This window comes from Ferdinandcohnia salidurans (genome assembly GCF_042680725.1).
Classification (GTDB): Bacteria; Bacillota; Bacilli; order Bacillales; family Bacillaceae_L; genus Ferdinandcohnia; species Ferdinandcohnia salidurans.
In genome coordinates this window covers 251,287-269,017 of the sequence record NZ_JBHUEK010000031.1, presented here as the reverse complement: position 1 = coordinate 269,017, position 17,731 = coordinate 251,287, and the positions used below count along the sequence as shown (strand labels likewise).

Annotated in this window: 19 protein-coding genes; 4 read left to right on the top strand and 15 right to left on the bottom strand. The window is 36.5% G+C overall.

The annotated features are described in order from the left end of the window. Nucleotide 1 precedes the first annotated feature (1 nt). Both comGB and comGA read right to left on the bottom strand, forming a co-directional pair. Complete coding sequence (comGB, locus tag ACFSFW_RS21850; RefSeq protein WP_388041343.1) at nt 2-1,045, bottom strand: competence type IV pilus assembly protein ComGB; 1,044 nt, start codon at nt 1,043-1,045, stop codon at nt 2-4. After that, complete coding sequence (comGA, locus tag ACFSFW_RS21845; protein ID WP_388041340.1) at nt 1,023-2,099, bottom strand: competence type IV pilus ATPase ComGA; 1,077 nt, start codon at nt 2,097-2,099, stop codon at nt 1,023-1,025. Before comGA ends, comGB begins: the two co-directional genes overlap by 23 nt. A 375-nt stretch (nt 2,100-2,474) precedes the next feature. Here comGA and ACFSFW_RS21840 point away from each other — a divergent pair, with 375 nt between their 5' ends. Together ACFSFW_RS21840 and ACFSFW_RS21835 are read left to right on the top strand one after the other, a co-directional pair. Further along, entirely contained in the window at nt 2,475-3,167 is a 693-nt protein-coding gene (locus tag ACFSFW_RS21840; RefSeq protein ID WP_099352278.1) for a helix-turn-helix transcriptional regulator, read from the top strand. 77 nt (nt 3,168-3,244) lie between these two features. After that, on the top strand, nt 3,245-3,487 hold the full coding sequence (locus tag ACFSFW_RS21835) for a DUF2626 domain-containing protein (RefSeq protein WP_099352277.1): 243 nt from the start codon (nt 3,245-3,247) through the stop codon (nt 3,485-3,487). Nucleotides 3,488-3,513: 26 nt separating this feature from the next. Here ACFSFW_RS21835 and ACFSFW_RS21830 read toward each other — a convergent pair whose 3' ends face one another. Beyond that, a complete protein-coding gene (locus ACFSFW_RS21830) occupies nt 3,514-4,632 on the bottom strand; it encodes a class I SAM-dependent methyltransferase (protein WP_388041336.1) in 1,119 nt (372 codons plus the stop codon). 194 nt (nt 4,633-4,826) lie between these two features. Further along, entirely contained in the window at nt 4,827-5,462 is a 636-nt protein-coding gene (locus ACFSFW_RS21825) for an MBL fold metallo-hydrolase (protein ID WP_388041334.1), read from the bottom strand. 345 nt (nt 5,463-5,807) lie between these two features. Here ACFSFW_RS21825 and ACFSFW_RS21820 point away from each other — a divergent pair, with 345 nt between their 5' ends. After that, nucleotides 5,808-5,981 (top strand): DUF2759 domain-containing protein, encoded by a 174-nt coding sequence (locus ACFSFW_RS21820; RefSeq protein ID WP_010678113.1) that lies wholly within the window; start codon nt 5,808-5,810, stop codon nt 5,979-5,981. Between the two features lie 50 nt (nt 5,982-6,031). On the opposite strand, the gene ACFSFW_RS21815 is transcribed toward ACFSFW_RS21820, so the two are convergent. The 11 genes from ACFSFW_RS21815 to rpmG all read right to left on the bottom strand — a co-directional run bounded on the left by ACFSFW_RS21815 (nt 6,032) and on the right by rpmG (nt 17,174). Then, nucleotides 6,032-7,159 (bottom strand): YqgU-like beta propeller domain-containing protein, encoded by a 1,128-nt coding sequence (locus tag ACFSFW_RS21815; RefSeq protein WP_388041331.1) that lies wholly within the window; start codon nt 7,157-7,159, stop codon nt 6,032-6,034. A 143-nt stretch (nt 7,160-7,302) separates the two neighbouring features. Then, nucleotides 7,303-8,496 carry a M14 family metallopeptidase gene (locus ACFSFW_RS21810; protein ID WP_304218599.1) on the bottom strand — a complete coding sequence of 398 codons (1,194 nt, stop codon included), beginning with the start codon at nt 8,494-8,496 and terminating at the stop codon, nt 7,303-7,305. Between the two features lie 104 nt (nt 8,497-8,600). Further along, entirely contained in the window at nt 8,601-10,496 is a 1,896-nt protein-coding gene (locus tag ACFSFW_RS21805; RefSeq protein WP_388041411.1) for an LTA synthase family protein, read from the bottom strand. Nucleotides 10,497-10,788: 292 nt separating this feature from the next. After that, the gene (locus tag ACFSFW_RS21800) at nt 10,789-11,748 is read right to left on the bottom strand and encodes an ROK family glucokinase (RefSeq protein WP_388041328.1); all 960 of its coding nucleotides are present in this window, start codon (nt 11,746-11,748) and stop codon (nt 10,789-10,791) included. 19 nt (nt 11,749-11,767) lie between these two features. Continuing rightward, complete coding sequence (locus ACFSFW_RS21795; protein WP_099352270.1) at nt 11,768-11,980, bottom strand: YqgQ family protein; 213 nt, start codon at nt 11,978-11,980, stop codon at nt 11,768-11,770. A 134-nt stretch (nt 11,981-12,114) separates the two neighbouring features. Continuing rightward, a complete protein-coding gene (locus ACFSFW_RS21790; protein WP_388041325.1) occupies nt 12,115-13,584 on the bottom strand; it encodes a spore germination protein in 1,470 nt (489 codons plus the stop codon). 132 nt (nt 13,585-13,716) lie between these two features. Continuing rightward, entirely contained in the window at nt 13,717-15,261 is a 1,545-nt protein-coding gene (locus tag ACFSFW_RS21785) for a rhomboid family intramembrane serine protease (RefSeq protein ID WP_388041324.1), read from the bottom strand. 116 nt (nt 15,262-15,377) lie between these two features. Then, nucleotides 15,378-15,557 carry a protein YqgO gene (gene yqgO / locus ACFSFW_RS21780; RefSeq protein WP_099352267.1) on the bottom strand — a complete coding sequence of 60 codons (180 nt, stop codon included), beginning with the start codon at nt 15,555-15,557 and terminating at the stop codon, nt 15,378-15,380. Nucleotides 15,558-15,599: 42 nt separating this feature from the next. Then, nucleotides 15,600-16,394: a DUF92 domain-containing protein gene (locus ACFSFW_RS21775; RefSeq protein ID WP_388041321.1), complete on the bottom strand. Its 795-nt coding sequence runs from the start codon at nt 16,392-16,394 to the stop codon at nt 15,600-15,602. Then, nucleotides 16,387-16,956: a 5-formyltetrahydrofolate cyclo-ligase gene (locus tag ACFSFW_RS21770; RefSeq protein ID WP_388041318.1), complete on the bottom strand. Its 570-nt coding sequence runs from the start codon at nt 16,954-16,956 to the stop codon at nt 16,387-16,389. Before ACFSFW_RS21770 ends, ACFSFW_RS21775 begins: the two co-directional genes overlap by 8 nt. A gap of 68 nt (nt 16,957-17,024) precedes the next feature. Beyond that, on the bottom strand, nt 17,025-17,174 hold the full coding sequence (gene rpmG / locus ACFSFW_RS21765; protein WP_099352264.1) for a 50S ribosomal protein L33: 150 nt from the start codon (nt 17,172-17,174) through the stop codon (nt 17,025-17,027). A gap of 192 nt (nt 17,175-17,366) precedes the next feature. Between rpmG and ACFSFW_RS21760 the strand changes: the two genes are divergently transcribed. Further along, on the top strand, nt 17,367-17,726 hold the full coding sequence (locus ACFSFW_RS21760) for a hypothetical protein (protein WP_388041315.1): 360 nt from the start codon (nt 17,367-17,369) through the stop codon (nt 17,724-17,726). The last annotated feature ends 5 nt before the right edge of the window (nt 17,727-17,731 follow it).

The following is a 17,731-nucleotide window of genomic DNA, read 5'->3' as shown; positions in this document are numbered from 1 at the left end:
TCTATATTCCATTTAAAAGTTGAAACATTGGTACCATGATGGCGGCGTACATCAACATGATGATAATTCCGATAGTCGCAAATAGGATTGGTTGTACGATTGCTAATAATCTTGTTACTTTTTCCTCGGCTTTTTCCATTACATATTGGCTATAATGCTGAAGTTCGCTGGCTAAATTTCCGTTAGATTGGCCATGTAAAATAACCATTGCTAAATCTGCCTCATAATATTCTCGCACTCTCAAAATGTCCTCGAAACGATTACCCGCTCGTAGAAGCTGTTTCATTTCCTTTGCTTCCTCTCGAAAAAAAGGCGAGTGAAGCTGCTGTTCAAACATGGTTAATGCTTGAAAAATCGATAATCCACCTTTTAATAAGTTACTAAGTTGCACGGAAAAGAAATGGGAATTAAACATAATCGTTACTTTTTTTAAAATGGGAATCTTTAAGAGAAGCTTCATTTTTTCCACTGGGGTAAGTTTTTGAAAATGAAGAAAATAGTATGTGAGGCCAATAATTATTAGTAAACCGATAATGAGGAATAAATATCGATTAAGTTCAGGGAGCCTTAATAAAAGTTTAGAAATCAACGTCTGTTCATAACTCATCGAGGTAAATAAGCTTTTAAATTGCGGTAAAAGGATTTTTTCAATCATGGTAAACATGAATCCAACAAACAATAATAAAGCGAGTGGGTAGCGAATTATTTTTTTTCCTTTTTCAGCATGGGTAATCTTTTTCTGTAACATTGTACTTCCTTCACGAAGTGCAAATGAAATATCGCCATGCTGCTCGGCAAAATACAAATAACCAAGTATATCCTTATGAAATCCCACCTTACTAAAGGCAGTATATAAGGATTCACCTTGTTTACAGCTTTCAATGATTACTTCAATGTCACTGCTGTGTTTCTTCGGCAACTGGAACAAAAGGAATTGTGAGGCTTGTTCAAAGGAATAGCCTTGATCAAGTAAATCACCGATCCTACTCAGGTATAATGATTGTTCCTTTAAGGTCCAATTTTTATTTCTTTTCCTTGGTATCATTGACAACCCATCTTTCTAACGCATCGGGATATAAGTATCCAAGGGCAATTCCTTTTTTGATGACGTCCCTTAACTTTTCATAGCGGTAGTCAGCTTTGTCACCTCTCGCTTCCTTCATTACTTCAGTCAGGGCATGTCCATTCAAAAGCTCGTACACCCCCACTCGTCTTACTTTTCGGTACTTTTTACATTGTGGGGAACATTTCCCTTCACAATATGGACATTTGAGATCAACAAGCCTTTGTGCTGCGATTGCTATTAACGTTTGCTCAATTTCCTGCAAGGATACATCAAATTCTAACAGCCGATAAATCGCACCTTTTGTATCTCTAGTATGCATTGTTGAGAGGACCAAATGACCTGTGAGAGCTGCTCGCACAGCAATTTTTGCCGTTTCTGAATCCCTTATTTCGCCCACCATGATAATATCGGGATCATGACGCAAAATAGCCTTCAAGCCATGTGCATATGTGATTCCGGCTTTTTCATTCACCTGAACCTGTAGTACTTCTTCACTTTGTTTTTCAATGGGATCTTCTAATGTAATGATATTTCGGTTGAAAAGCTTCTTCGTTGCGTGTAGTAAGGAATAGAGGGTGGTTGTTTTACCTGATCCTGTTGGTCCAGTAAAAATAATTAACCCGTGTGAATGCTTCAATAATGAAAGAAGTTTAGTTGTCATAGTCGGAAAAAGCGATAGATTGGCAAGAGAATAGGTTGGTGTTTCAGGTAGGATACGTATGACTAGACTTTCGTTGTAAGGTGTGGGCAGTGTAGACAATCGAAGGTTAATGGTTATGCCTTTTAGATTTAAGGTAATTGCACCGTTCTGTGGTCGTCTCCTTTCTCCAATATCCATTCCAGCAAGGAATTTATAATGGGAAATTAACCGTTCGCAAACATCCTTTGGAATGGTTTGCTTATTGAACAAATCGCTATCAAGTCGGTATTGAACCACGGCATCATTGATTTTCGGAACAAAATGGATGTCTGATACATTCATTGACCAAGCATCCTCGATCAATTGGTCACCTAGTTGTTCGATTTCACTCAAATAATTCACTCCTTTTTGAACTTTTATTATATTTTTTTCTCTTGCAGGTAACATATTTCAACAAATATCTACAAACTCCTTCTTTTTTGAAAAAAATATTTGTGAACTTTATTTGAACATGAAAAATTGTGAACTTCTCACAAAAATAAAAATACAACCCCTGCCATTAGGGTTGTATTTTGGTGGAAATTTGAATCTATTATTAGGAGGAATCAATACATTGTATGTTCGTTTTTTGCTAAGTATACCAATTATGCTTAAAAATAATGTTTGTTTATTTATGAACTTTTATCTACAAGTGATATAAATCACTTATTGATGGTAATTAACTGTAATATAATTGGGGTATCAATAGGGTCGCAAGGAGTGAAGACGGTGGAACAAACACTGAAGATAACGAACGTTTTAGCAGATCCAACCCGTTATTATATTTACCAATACATTATTAAACAAAATGAAGATGTCACCGTTCAAGAAATCGCAGAAGAATTTGAAATACATCCGAATGTAGCAAGACTTCATTTAACCAAGCTTGAAGATGTCAATATGCTTGTTTCAGAAGCGAAGAAAACTGGAAAAGGTGGCAGACCGAGTCGTCTTTATCGACTATCAAATGATCACATTCAAATTAATTTTCCGTTTCGCGATTATCAACTACTTTCAAAAATTGCAATTGAAACGATGGCAACACTTGGTGATGTGGGAAAACAAGCACTTGAACTAACAGGTAGAAGATTCGGGGAGGAACTAGTGAATCATCAAATCCCAGTTTCAATCCATGAGCTTACCTTTGATCAAAAGCTTGATATTTTAAAAAAGGCATCCACAGTTGCGGGTTTTTATCCAGATTTAGACCATAATAAGGATAAGACAAAAATCTTCTTAAAGATTAATAATTGTCCATTTAGAGAAATTGCTCAAGAAAACTTTGAAGCGGTTTGTGGAATGCATCATGCATTTCTAAGAGGAATGTTTAATTTACTCTTTGACGATGTGGTGCTGGAGGAGTCAGAAAATATCATTCTTGGTTGTAATTCTTGCAGTTATCACGCAATTGTCGCAAAGTAATGTTTACATTTGTGTAATCGTTACATTATAATAATAAAAGTGATGTTAAATCATGTCTAAGGGGGGGAAATATACATATGGAACGTATGTACCGAGTTTTAGGTTTTTGGACAGGTATATTTGCAGTAATGTTCTACGTTGGTGGTATGGATGTTCTAGCACTAATTTTCTTTGCACAAACCGGATTTTTCGTCCTTTTAAGCTATTTAAAATTGTCTGAAAGAATGTACATTTACGTGTTTGGCGCATATTTAACTGTTTTCTTCTGTGCCTTCTCTTACTACACCACATTTATGATGCCACTTGGTGGAGGTCACTAAAAAAAAGCGATGGAAACATCGCTTTTTTATTTGCCTTGGAAGATATTTTCCCAAGATACTTTTACATTTTTTTGCTGTATGAGAACATGAAATGCTGCACTCATTCCACTATCCATGATAAGAGAACGAATCGCTCGATTTTGTTTACTTTTTTCTGAAAAGGGATTGGGATCAAAATTCTCCTGTAAAAACGTTAAAATTCCCGCTTCCAATAAAAATTCATCCTGTCTACATTTCTTCACTAGTTCAAGTCCAAGTTTGGAACTATATGTAACAAGCGCGTCAAAATGAATATGAGTTGTTAAATCCATTTCTCCTGGGTGCTCGAGTGGGTTATGTATTAATTGATGATTGTAGTACCCCCTCAGACTCCCCCTCTTTCTTGCAGGTTCTTCCCATTCAGCATTCGTATACCCATAATCAACTGTGAAGACAACAGCATCCCCAAGAAGGCTGGATAGGTCTTCTAGGTAGGAAAGCATTTGAAGTGGAATTTCAATTCTTTGTCCATTAGTCAGTACTATCTTATTCGTATTTATATATTTCTTAATTCCTTCATCGGTAAGTGGTGTAAGAATTTCGGTTAATTGCTCTTCCTCTGTTAGTGTGATGTTCACTTCATATAGATTATGATCCTTTTTCTCAATCACTCTTACCGGAAAAGCATCAAACAATTCATTAGAAAACACAATTCCATGAAAAATCGGGAAATCTCTTTTAGCTTCATCAAGACTCTGATATTGGATCACTTTTTTGCCTACAGGTAGAATGTCCTGCTGCAAACGTTGATGGTAAGGACTTGTTTCAATAATGATGTAGGTTATCTTTTGAAACGTATCAATATAGGAATCTTGTAATTCGTCAAGAACAGCCTTTGCAAACCTACCATTTCCACCACCGATTTCACAGATATATGGTGGAATCTTTTCGAGAGCAATAAGCTTATGAAAAAGGGTTGCAAACAGTTTGCCAAAGACATTGGAGATATTACTGCTTGTGATGAAATCTCCTTCTTTTCCAACCTTTACTTGGTCCTTCATGTAATAGCCTTTATTTTCATGATATAGGACTGTATTCATAAACTGTTCATATGTTATCTGTTTGTTTGAAGATGATTGAATGGCATCTTTTAATATGTCTAGCATATGCTCACCTTTTACTATTTTTCACCATTGACACAGTGTTTATATTATTATATTGTAAATTTAGTAGCTTACAATATCCCTCCCATTATACGGATATATAAGTATTGACATTAGGAAGGAATTCTTAATGTTAAAAACATCCCCAAAGAATTGGTCTGACTCTACCGGAGTTAGACCTTTTCTGTGTTTAGTGTTTAAAACCCATTTAAAAACGGATTTGAGTCCATTTCAGCTTCGATCGTTGTTTCGGGTCCATGCCCAGATAAGACAATTGTTTCTTCTGGTAATGTGAGAAGCTTTTTATGAATACTGCTAAGTAATTGTTCATGGCTTCCGCCTGGTAAGTCTGTTCTCCCGATACTACCTTGGAATAAGGCATCTCCTGAAAAAACAACTCCAAGTTCTTTGCAATAATACGAAACACTTCCCGGTGAATGTCCTGGCGTATAATGAAGGTCTAAATGAAAATCACTTACAACAAGACTTCCTTCCTTTGGAAGGATGGTTGGTTCTGCTTTTGATAAGATTTCTTGCCCAGGAATAAAATAAGCTGACCCATTTAAAGCAGGGTCTTTCAGCCAATTCTTCTCTTTCTCATGAATATACACAGGAACATCCCAATTAGCGATTACATCGTCAATGGCACCTATATGATCGAAATGAGCATGTGTTAAAAGAACTGCAACTGGTGTAAGTCCCTGTTGCCTTAATATCGTATTTAATCTTTGACCATCTCCACCCGGATCAAAGATGACGCACTCCTTGTTTGAATTGGTCAAAATGTACGCGTTTGTTTGTAAGGGTCCTAACGGAATCCTTTGCCACTTCATAACTTTCCCTCCGATACTTTTTAATCTACCCTTTATTCTACACTATCAATTGAAAACGAAAAAGCACTTAAACAAATGCACTTGAGGTTTTGCCTAAATGGTAATTTGTCTTGAAAGTGTCACTTTTTCCTCCTCGACAAATACGTATAAAACGATTAGAATATAGATTGAATCTATCTATTTCTTTTACATAAAGGGTTTTCAGCCTTTTGGAGCAACATTTTTCATGAGTTATTTGATGGGATGTTGTAAATTTTCATGCTATGGGGAAAAATAGTAATGAATATTTAAAAGGAAAGGCGCGCTTTTACATGTAACATTGATTATAGCAAGGGGGTAAGTCACATGGGTCTAATGATTATCTTTTCACTAATTGTAATTTTAGCTGCATTTGGTATTATTCGTTCTTTACGCGATAAGAACCTTTTAGCCTTATTATTCTCTACAGGTATCTTTTTAGTATTAGGCTGGTTCACAATCATGACAATCTGGAAACATGGTTTCCCAACTGCTCACTAAGATAAAAAAGATTTAAAAGCCATCAGAAACGATGGCTTTTTCATTTGTCCTTAAAATAGTACAAGGTCTGTTATTTTTTTGGTCCTCATATCAATGATCTTCTCAAATTGAAATCCATATAAACATAAGAAACCATTTGGAGAGAAGTTAAGGGGTTGATCATCCACCTTTTCAAGGATGACCTCTTCTTTCCTTGTACTAATATCGTAGGAAACTAATTCGAATTTTTCTCCATACGTATCAAATGCCCCATTTGAATATGGCTGAAATGAGTAGAATTTCTTTTGTTCGACGACATAATCGGCCGAAGGAATATACCATTTCGAGTAGTCACTTAAGAGTGGCATTTCAAATTCATATAGTTTTTTATTCTTTTCGGGATTGTAAAGGCCAACCTTCGCAAACGCCTCCTCGCCTTGAATTAATTCATACGTAACAAGTAGGTCTTTAAAGGTAGAAAACGAAATAATATCCTCAAATAAGAGTCCTTCTGTTTTTGTATCTAAATGATACGAATAAAGTGGTGCAAAGTAATCTAACTCGTTTTGGTCCCATTTTAAATATGATATCGTATTCGGACTAACCCATTGAATAAAAGGCTGAAAGACCTCAAATTTCGTTTTTTCCTCGGCCTGAATGTTCACCAAATGAGTTTGAAACGACCAATCTTCTAAAAAAGACGTTACGAATACCTCACTTGGATGATAAGGATTCCAGCTGTAAAACAAATCAAAGGAATTGATTTCCCATTCAAATTGCACGGTTCCCTCTTTATCTACTGCCGTTAACTTCGCCATATTTTGAGAATCTGATGTATGTATTAAAAACATGGAATGGTCCTCATTTGCCTTCATTGTCAGCACAGGGGCAGAGGTTTGAATGAACAGTTCCTTTTCACCTGTAAACAAATGATACTTATATATTTTTGAAATTCCATTATCATCAGTAACATAGAGGATGCTTTCATCATCATACCATTCGCCCACACTATTGAATTCTTCCCCACGGAGTTCAAGTGGCTGCACCTCTTGATTTTCTCCAAAGAATTCTGTAGGTACAGGACCTTTTGTGACATTCTTATTCCTACTATTTGGCGCATCACTTGTATCAAAAGGTTGATGAGAATTACAGCCAGCCAGTAGAAAAAGAAACATAAAAAAGAATATTAAATTTCTCACCAACTCCAAAACACCTCTTTAGCTTCTAAATAGAGTTCCACGTTCTATTGTTTCCCTTAACAGATAATACGATTATGCACGCTAAAAAGTTTCAGCGCAAGGAAAAAAGCCGGCCTTTTCACCGACTTTTTTAGAGAGCGTTTTCACATATACAAGGAGGCTAAAAATGCTCCGAGAGTCTCCTGATAAATTTCATCAAATTGAGAAAGCGGTAGCGGATTAACGCCTTCTCCTAATTCGAATGTAAACCCTGGTCTCCTCCATTCTTGGATAAACCAATCCTTATACCCTGCATGGCTATCTATTGTTTGAACGGCTCTATATCCACTAACCCTCGAAAATTCGTTCACTATGGTTCCTGCCTCTGATGGTTCTAATCCCTCATATCCCCAATAAATAACCTCTCCTTGAGTATGAAAGGCTAGAACACGATTAAAGTTTGAGGCTCTTGTTAGTTTTTCAATCGCGATTGCTTCAGGCTCAGTTAATGGAGCATCTCCTGGGTAATCTCGGGGTGCAGGTGATTTCGGTTCCTTTCGTTCTTTTTCAATCTCCCAATTTGCCGGAAATTGATTGTTTAAATCGACACCGCGAATATTGGCTTTCCAGTCTTTAAATTCAAGATTTCCATTGTTAACCTTCACAACTTCCTGTCTATATGGTTCCTGTTCAGGAGGACCATTCAGCACCAAATTCACACCATCCGGATTCACCATAGGGACTATCGATAAGAATGCTTCCAAATAGAATGGCTCTACATAAAACCCCCTTATTGGTGACATATTGGTTAACGCAAGCAAATACTCATTTATAAAGGTCATAATGACATTTGTTGTAATCCATTCATTTGCATGAAAGGACCCATTCCAATGAACCTTTTTTGCTCCTCTTCCAATTCGAAGCTCAAGCAGATCTTTTCCTAATACACTTTTACCAATAGACCGGGTTTGAAGAAATGGATAAATGGTCTTTAATTGTTCTATATCATTCATCATGTCAGCAAAATCGTATTCCCGATTTCCATTTACGATCGGTTGAACCACTCGTTCTGGAATCAGAATCATTTGGCCAACATCTAAATTTTCCGCAATTATTCCTGGATTCACTAAAAATAAGGCATCTGCCATAAGTGTACGAGATTTCGCCAACTTCCATAACGTATCACCTTCAACAATTCTATGCTGTTTTAAAAGAAAACCTGGAATATTTACTTCTGCCCCAACCTGCAAGTTATTTATATTCAAATGTAAATTTGAGTCAATTAATAAATGAGTAGGGATAGCAAACAATCGACTGTAATACCAGAACGTGTCTCCTGGACGGACAGTTACCTTCACTCCTAATACCTCCTTGTTAGCCTCTCCTACCATTTTATGAGCAAGGGGATGTACTTCATGCCATTGGAAAAGCCTTGACCTAATTGGCCAAGGCTCTTAACTACTTATTCTTTAAACTCTTCAGGGACAGGTTCATGATAAGATGTTCCATTATAGAAACGGAGAAGGTCTCCATAGACAATCTCATCTGAGTAATCTAATTCTAGCCCTGCTTTTTCCATGTAAGGCTCACAATAGCTAATTTCTGCCTCTTCCCCTGTTGCATTATCATAACAAGCATTTTTCGTATATACATACTTATCTGTGATAAAGCTACCATCACGTAAGACAGTCAATGGAATTTTTTCCTTAGAAAATAAATCACTACCGAAATGAACGTCATTACGTATATCCATTCCAAGCAGATTTAAGATGGTTGGTTTTAAATCAATTTGTCCAGATACAGTTGAAATAACTTGTGGATTCTTATCTGTCACTCCAGGTATGTGAATGATTAATGGTACCTTTTGCAATTGAATGGAATCAAATGGAGTGATTTCTTCTTTCCCTAGGAAATGTGCCATCGCTTTATTATGGTTTTCAGAAATTCCATAGTGATCTCCATAAAGGACAAATATTGTATTTTCATACATTCCTTCTTCTTTAAGTCGTTCAATAAAGATTTTTATAGACTCATCCATATAGCGAACGGTTGGAAAATAACGGTTCAATGTTCTTGAGTTTGAATTAAATTCATTTACCATTTTATCCTCTTCACCAAGTTCAAAAGGGAAGTGGTTTGTTAATGTAATAAATTTCGAGTAGTACGGCTGTGGCTGTGACTTTAATAGGTCAATGGATTGTTCAAAGAAATCGATATCCTTTAAGCCCCATCCAATTGAATTTTCCTCTGTAACCTCATAGCTTTCTACATCAAAAAATTCATCGTAGCCAAGGGAATCATACATGATATCGCGATTCCAGAAAGTCTTATTATTCGCATGAAAGACGGATGAAAAATATCCATAGTCCTTAATAAATTCAGGAGTTGCTGTAAATTCATTATTAGCATGGGTAAAAAATACGGCTCCACGCCCAAGTGGATATAATGAATTTTCTAATAAAAACTCTGAATCGGAAGTCTTTCCTTGACCTGTTTGATGATAAAAATTGTCAAAGTAATAACTATCTTTTATAAAATCATTCAAGAATGGCGTGATTTCTTCCCCATCAATGGTTTCATTAATGACAAAGTTTTGTAGTGATTCCATTGAAATCACAACGACATTCTTTCCTTGTGCAATCCCAAATTTCTCGCTTGGTTCCTTTTGATTCGCTTTTAAGTAGTTCTCGATTTCAATAAATGAACTACTGTCGGCTAAAGCTCGTTGGGCGGAAGATTTTGATTGAAGGACAATATCATAAATTTGATAGTTGTATGTCCCGATATTCTTAACTAACATTTCACGGTCAAAGGTTCTTGTCAATAACTGTGGTCGCTGTGCTTCTGCTAAACCAAGATTAAAAAAGAATATAGCTGCAACAAGGATGAAATAGGATCTTCTCTCCTTCTTCGTGATTACTTCAGCGGCAGAAAAGCTTGGTTTAAATTTATTTATTAAAATTAGAATAACCACATCAATGAACAGAAGTGAATCAGTTGCCTTTAAATTTCCTGTAATACTCGTTCCTAAATCCCCCATGTTACTTGTTTGGAAAAGAACAGGTAGAGTCAAAAAGTCGTTGAAAAATCTGTAAAAGACAACATTGGCAAATAACACAAATGAAGATAGTAAACTAGCAAAAATAATAAACTTAGTTCGATGCTTTTCCTTAATAAAAAACGAAATACCAAAGAACAGCAATAAGAAACTCAATGGGTTTATCAGTAAAATAAACTCTTGCATCAAGTTTTCTATTTTTATATCAAAGCTAGTTTTATATACGATATATGTTTTTATCCAAAGCATACATGCAGCTAAAAAGATGAACTTTGATTTGGATAACGTTGATGACGTAATCATCAATATACCTCCTTGTTTTCAAGACCGCGGAGCACCAAAAATCGATGTATTTTATTTCCATTTTTAGGTATTTTAGAAAAATCTAAAGATAATCTTAATACTTTTTTTACCAAAAATCAATCATCCAAACAACTTAATTTTATAGAATCATATAGATGTACATTATGTATATACATATAAGACGTTTAGTTGACTAGAAAGTTTCATAGTAATTAAAAGTAACAATCTTTTAAATATTCTAACAAAAATGTAAAAAAAGAGATTTCATTGTGAAATCTCTTTTTCCTATTTATTGGTTATTTTTAGCCAAATAAGCAGCACCTATTACACCCGCATCGTTTCCTAATGTGGCAATGGTGATTTCAGCAGCCTCTGCTACCCTTGGAAACGCAAAACGATTAAACTGTTTTCTTAATGGAAGCAATAAAAGCTCACCTGCTTTTGAGACACCGCCACCAATAACGATTTTTTCTGGGTTTAGTCCATTTGCAACATGACTTAAAGCTAAGCCTAGATGCGTTGTTACATTGTCAATGATTTCTTGGGCTAGAAGGTCCCCTTTACCTGCTGCTTCAAAGACATCCTTTGAAGTGACTTCTCCCGTTTGTTCAAATTGTTCTCGAAGGACACTTGATTCGTTTCCACCCTGAATGGCCTCTTTTGCCAAACGTGCAATACCAGTAGCGGATGCAATCGTTTCGATACAGCCCGTCTTTCCACAGCCACATAAAGCACCACCATCAACCAAGGAGGTGATATGGCCAATTTCTCCACCTGCCCCATTGGCTCCTCGAACAACGTTACCATTAGAGATAATTCCTCCGCCGACACCCGTTCCTAGCGTTACACAAAGTAAGTCCTTTGCGCCTTCACCTGCACCCTTCCACATTTCACCGATAGCAGCGACATTTGCATCATTATCGACAACTGTAGGCAACCCAATATTTGCTTCAAGCTCTGCTTTAAGGGGATACATCTCTCTCCAGCCTAGATTGGTTGCTTTATAGATAACGCCCTCTTCAAAATGTATTGGACCAGGTGCACCCATCCCTACACCAGCAAATTGTTCTTTTGAAAGCTTAAGTTCGTTCATTTTAGCTTCAATTGCTTCTGCAATATCTGGGATAATTTTTGCTCCAGATTTATCGGTTGGAATCTCCCATTTTGTAACAATCTCACCTTCCTGTGTGATAAAGGCAAGTTTGACTGTTGTTCCACCTAAATCAATACCAATTAATAAATTTTCCATTTGTATTCCATTCCTTTGTTTATTTGTTTTTCGCTCTTTTTTCGGTTTCCCAGACAATTTCTTGGCGGAGTAGAAAAATAGCTAATTGATAATCCTTTGTTTCAATGAGCTGTGAATTGTAAAGCTCTTGTATTTCAGTCTCCATTAATTCAAGGTCGGCAACTCTGTCACCAACATAAATGATTGTGCCGAATTTTTTTAAAAATTGTTGGATATCATAAATTGTTTTCACTTTCTCACCTTCTGCATTCCACAATATGATACTAGCTTATTTAAAAAAATAGAAACACGCAAGTCTTTCTCATGAAAGTCCATAAAAATGTAAAAGGAGTGCTCAATTTTACAGTGAACACTCCTAAAACATTATTATTTATCCGGATCTTTTGGATGTAATATCTTCGGTCTATTTCTCTTTAACGGAATAGGAGCACGGAATAAAACGTCCTTAAATCCTTTCAACGAAAATGGAATAAACGGCCATAAATAAGGAACATTAAATGATTTCATTCGTGCTAAATAAAGAATCCATAGTGTAATTCCTCCGACAAATCCAATTACTCCAAATATACTGGTCGTCAATAAGAAAAATAGTCTAGCTAAGCGGTTTGCAAGGCTCATCTCATAGCTTGGTGTTGAGAAGGTACCAATTGCTGCAATTGCAAGGTACAAAATAACCTCATTTGTAAATAACCCAACTTCAACTGCAACCTGTCCAATTAACATGGCAGCGACAAGCCCTAGTGCTGTAGCAAGGGCGGTCGGGGTATGAATGGCTGCCATTCGCAACAAATCGATTCCAATCTCGATTAGAAAGAACTGTAATATCAATGGTAATCTGCCATCATCATTTGGGCCGATAAATTTAAGATTATCCGGCAATAGTTCAGGATGAACAGCAAATAAATACCAAATTGGTAACAAAAATAATGAAGCCCACACGCCAATATATCGAACCAAACGCAAGTACAAACCGGTTACTGGGCTGTTTCGATATTCCTCAGCATGTTGCATATGATGCCAAAAAGATGTAGGCGTTATGAGAACACTCGGTGAACCATCAACCATGACGATAATATGGCCCTCGAATAGATGGGCAGCTGCTGTATCTGGCCTTTCCGTATATCTTACGACCGGGTATGGATTATAATGTCGTCCTGAAATATATTCCTCAATTGTCTTTTCACCCATCGGCAAACCATCAGTATCAATCTTTGAAATGGCATCTTTAACTTCTTTAATATGTTCTGGATCAGCAATATCTTCAATATAACTGATCACGATATCTGTCTTTGAACGTCTCCCTACCTGCATATACTCCATTCGGAGGGATTTGTCCCGGACTCTTCTTCTCGTTAATGCAGTATTAAAGACAATCGTCTCGACATAGCCATCCCTTGATCCTCTGACTACTCGTTCTGTATCAGGCTCTTCTGGGCCCCTTACTGGATAGGTTCTAGCATCTATTAAAATAACCTTTTCAATGCCCTCGATTACTAGAGCAGTTGGACCTGCAAGGACCATGTCGACAACCTTATCTAGGTCATCTGTGCTTTCCACTTCTACATACGGAATATACGTCTTTAGTAGTTTTTCTAACCCATCTATTTTAAAAGTATTCTCGTCTTGCTTCGCAAGAAATTTTTGCAATAAATGTAAAATATCATCTTTTATAAGGCCATCAATTAAAAACATTGACATGTCTTTGCCAGCGTATTCGACATCGATTTGAATCACGTCAAAGCTTTTGTCGACACCAAGAGCTTCTTTTAAATAATTCCGATTTTCTTCTAAATTCAATGAGACCGGATGTTTTGGCTCTTCTTTTTCATTTCCCATGAGTATCACTCCAATCACATACAAAGACCTCTAGTTTGCTTCGTTATAGGCTACTAATCCATCTTTGACGTAAAATTGGAAAATAATACTTATTCAGGGTAAATAAAGAAAAGTGCCTCAAATGAGACACTTTTACATTGGATTTTCCATGTTTTTTATTTCATTGATAAGTTCTTGATAGTTTTCATTTTCTGGATCAAGTTCAACAGCCCGTTCTGCTGCATCTCTTGCATTTTCAAATTCTTGCAACTGAACATAAATAAGGGCTAGATTATAATGTGCTTCTGAGATATCTGGTGCCTTTTGAGTGACGATTAGTAAATGATCGCGAGCATCTTCAAGTTTTCCAAGCTTGATTTCAGTATAGGAAAGATAAAAATAAACTTCTGGTGAGTCAGTCCCGTCTTCCTCTGCACTTTTTAGCATCTCATACGCCTTGTTAATCTCATTCGTTTGTATATATTCTTGAGCAGTTTGGACGACAAAACGTGGGTTATCGGAGTGCGGCTGAATCACATATCCTGCATAAACAAGCGCACCTACAGTGACCAATGTTACGACCAGGCCACCTACTCGTTTCGCAAATTCTTTACGTTTTGGTAAATGAACAATACTCGCTGCTAAAAAGCCACCAACTAAACCTCCAATATGCCCTGAGTTATCAATACCAGGAATCATAAATCCAAGGACAAGGTTTATGATAATAATTCCAATTACATTGGGGCCCATCGTTCTAAAAAACAAAGAGGGATATGCAGCACCAAAAAATAATAATGCTCCAAAACATCCAAAAATAGCCCCAGAAGCCCCAGCAGAAATATTTGCGTTAAAAACAAAGCTTGCAAGACTTCCTACAAATCCGGCGAACACATATATCCATAAGAACCTTAGTTTCCCGTATAGTCGCTCTACCTCTGCTCCCAAATAATACAACGCAAAGGTATTCATTAGGAGATGAAGAAATCCGATATGTAAAATCATTGGCGTGAAAAAACGCCACCATTCACCATTTAAGATTCGGAAGTTTTCCTTTGCCCCGTATTTAAGCAAGGTTTCCGTGTTTGTACTTCCACCATTAAATTCTAAAATGGCAAACATCACTAATTGAATCGCAATTAAAATATATGTAAAAAAAGGCTTTCCATTTTGGAAAATTTGCTTTTCACTCGATATTCGCTTATTCGCAACCGAAATGACCTCCTGCTTGATGTTTTCAACTGTTTCAAGATCAATATAAATTGAGTCATCAATTGTAAAATCGGTATGAACAAGTGTTGAAACTTCTTTTAGTCCTGTTTCTTTATGTTCAGAATTCATTAAAACAGTTCGTAAGGTAGTTAAGCCTTTTGCACCCGCAAGGAGTGGTTGTTCTAACCGAAATCTCCAGTCATCAACAGGTGGGTATGTCGTTATGTAAATATTAAGAGCTTCTAATTTACGGGCAAATAGACGTTTTCTAAGCTGTTCCAATCGTCGGGCGGTAAGTTCCATATCCCGCTGCATCCAATTGCTCCAATCTAAATCATGTCGAAGGATGCGAATAATTCTTGGCTTGTTCTTTTGCATCGTTTCTAACCAAATTTCATTATTCGATTTCGATAATTGGAGAATTCGATAGCCACCTTCTGCCTGAAGCCCCTTTATCATTTTCCAAAAAAGATAATCCTGTGTAAACACCAAATCCCCCCTCTTTCAATGGGTATTATATTTATTATAAACGTTTTTCTTTTTCCGTTACCAAATTTCTGTTTCAAAATTGAAAAAACCTGTTGAAAATCAACAGGTTCTTTCATTTATCGGAAGGCTGTTTGTATCATTTTGTTACGAATAAATGGGATTTTCATCGAGGTACTGATAGCAACACGACGAACGGCAGGATTGCCGAAAACGCGATTAAATATGCGATATCGGTACCTGTAGACTGCATATATCCCACCAAAAAGTAGAGCTATTCGGGTCAATAAGCTTAACATATTCATCCCTCCTAGTTATACTTTTTGATTATCTCTTTCATTTTATCCTAGTAAAAGAAAAAAGAAATATGTCCCAAGTCCTGATGCCAGAAGGATTGATAAAAAGTTCACAACATCATTATCGCAAATCCGCAAGCCTTTTAAATAGGTCGTTTGTTTTTCGCAATGGAACTTTTTTTCAGTTTCTATTCCACAGACAGGACATTTATAAACAACTTGAATACTCGCTCCTAAAATCGTATCAATTAGATTGCCGCAAAAGCCGATCGCGGTTAGTCCAAGAAACAGAAAAAGTGAAAGCTCTGGCCACACTAGAAATGAAATAAAACTAATAAGCAAAGAACCCAAAAAGCCCGCAAACGTTCCTAAGACAGAAACTGCTCCGGATGTCCCCGTATCAACCCGCTTCAATTTCGTTAGTAAAATTGGCTTTTTTTTACTTAGTGTTCCAATTTCCGAAGCCCAAGTATCAGCATTGGCAGCTGCGATTGATCCAACAAAGAAGACAAGCCAAAAGATTGAGTCAGTGAAAGCAAACATTAAGCTTGTAAAGGCAGCGACACCACCGTTCGCAAAAACTTGAACAATATCCCGCTGTTCTCCTTTTGCACTCTTATTATTGAGATTGCTTTTATTTCTAGCTTTGATTTTACTCCATAAACTTGAGCTCGCAAAAAAGACGCCTAACAAAAGCAGGCCCCGATAACCAAATCCAATCGACACGGCGCTACCAACAAGAATTGTCCCGACAGCTCCACTTATAGTTAATGATTTAAGTTTATATCCTAATACTGCTACAACTATGGAAGCAATGATTTGGATAAGAAGATTAACCATTTGTTTCGATGACCCTTTTATTTGTTACGATTTTCTGGACTGGGATATCAAAAGGCTCGACAGGGATTTCGTCTACAACCTGTACAGGGAATGCTAAAGAAACTGTTTCTCCCTGATATTGAGCTAAATACCGATCATAATAACCCCCACCATGACCTAAGCGGTATCCCTTTGTTTCAAAACTAAGGCCAGGCACGAATAATAGATCGATTTCATTATGTATAACGGCGGATGTTTGTTCTTCAACTGGTTCTTGGAGGCCATAATAGACTACTTCTAATTGAGAAAAGGATGTGATTTCACGGAATGTCATGGTTTTTGTTTTTGGATGGCATTTTGGTACAGCCACTCGTTTATTTAATTCCCACGCTTTTTCAATTAAATATTTTGAATTGACTTCATACTCCCCTGAAATAGTGATTCCAATCATATTTGCATTCTTCCATTCAGGTAAAGTGAGAACTTGCTCAGTAATTTCCTTAGACCACTGGTCTAAAGTTTCTTTATCAATTGAACGTAACTTTTCCTTCATCTCTTTTCTCATTTCCTGTTTCGTCTTCAACTTATTCGCCCCTCTCCATTTATTACTTTATATAATATAAAAAAACAGCAGGAAATTGCTTCCTACTGTTACTTTGTTTCGCGGTGTAGAGTAACCTTTTTTAGTCTTGGGCTATATTTCTTAAGTTCAAGACGGTCAGGGTTATTTCGCTTATTTTTAGTTGTAATATAATTACGATCACCAGATTCAGTACAAGCTAAAGTGATTTTAACACGCATCTTCATTTCCCTCCAAACATATAAAGCTTTAATCAGACTTACCTATCATACCACTTAACTTCCCAAAATTCCAGTCCTATTTTTGGGAGAAAGTAAATTAAATTACTATAGCAAAATACAATTCAAAAGACGAACTAGTATTGTCCACCTTAACAAGTTACGATAAGATAGATTATGGAATGGAGTGACAGTATGGAATATGCAATTATTACCTTATTAGCCATCGCAATCCTTCTTCTTGTCGTTTCTTTCTATGGAAAGGACAGAGTTAAAATGGTGCAAGAAGAAATTGATCAACTTTCCCTCTCAATGGTTCAAGAAACATACCTTTTAAAGAAAAAAATAAAAGTACTTGAAGAAGAGCTTCTAACCAATGACATCGATTATGAAACGGGGCCATCTCATACAAGTGTCATGTCTTTGTCAGATTCCACCATTTTATCCCTATATGATAAAGGCTTAAGCTATGAAGAAATTGGAACAAAAACAAATTTACCAGTTGAAGAAGTTCGGCTCATTCTGGAACAAGCAAAGAAAATGGGGCTCATCTAATGGAT

Excerpts from the sequence above, each read along its gene's own strand:
- ACFSFW_RS21835 (WP_099352277.1), top strand. The coding sequence starts at position 3,245 with ATGGAACGTATGTACCGAGTTTTAGGTTTTTGGACAGGTATATTTGCA.
- ACFSFW_RS21800 (WP_388041328.1), bottom strand. The coding sequence starts at position 11,748 with ATGGAAAATTTATTAATTGGTATTGATTTAGGTGGAACAACAGTCAAA.
- comGB (WP_388041343.1), bottom strand. The coding sequence starts at position 1,045 with ATGATACCAAGGAAAAGAAATAAAAATTGGACCTTAAAGGAACAATCA.
- rpmG (WP_099352264.1), bottom strand. The coding sequence starts at position 17,174 with ATGCGTGTTAAAATCACTTTAGCTTGTACTGAATCTGGTGATCGTAAT.
- ACFSFW_RS21820 (WP_010678113.1), top strand. The coding sequence starts at position 5,808 with ATGGGTCTAATGATTATCTTTTCACTAATTGTAATTTTAGCTGCATTT.
- ACFSFW_RS21825 (WP_388041334.1), bottom strand. The coding sequence starts at position 5,462 with ATGAAGTGGCAAAGGATTCCGTTAGGACCCTTACAAACAAACGCGTAC.
- ACFSFW_RS21760 (WP_388041315.1), top strand. The coding sequence starts at position 17,367 with ATGGAATATGCAATTATTACCTTATTAGCCATCGCAATCCTTCTTCTT.
- ACFSFW_RS21775 (WP_388041321.1), bottom strand. The coding sequence starts at position 16,394 with ATGGTTAATCTTCTTATCCAAATCATTGCTTCCATAGTTGTAGCAGTA.
- ACFSFW_RS21790 (WP_388041325.1), bottom strand. The coding sequence starts at position 13,584 with ATGGGAAATGAAAAAGAAGAGCCAAAACATCCGGTCTCATTGAATTTA.
- ACFSFW_RS21830 (WP_388041336.1), bottom strand. The coding sequence starts at position 4,632 with ATGCTAGACATATTAAAAGATGCCATTCAATCATCTTCAAACAAACAG.
- yqgO (WP_099352267.1), bottom strand. The coding sequence starts at position 15,557 with ATGTTAAGCTTATTGACCCGAATAGCTCTACTTTTTGGTGGGATATAT.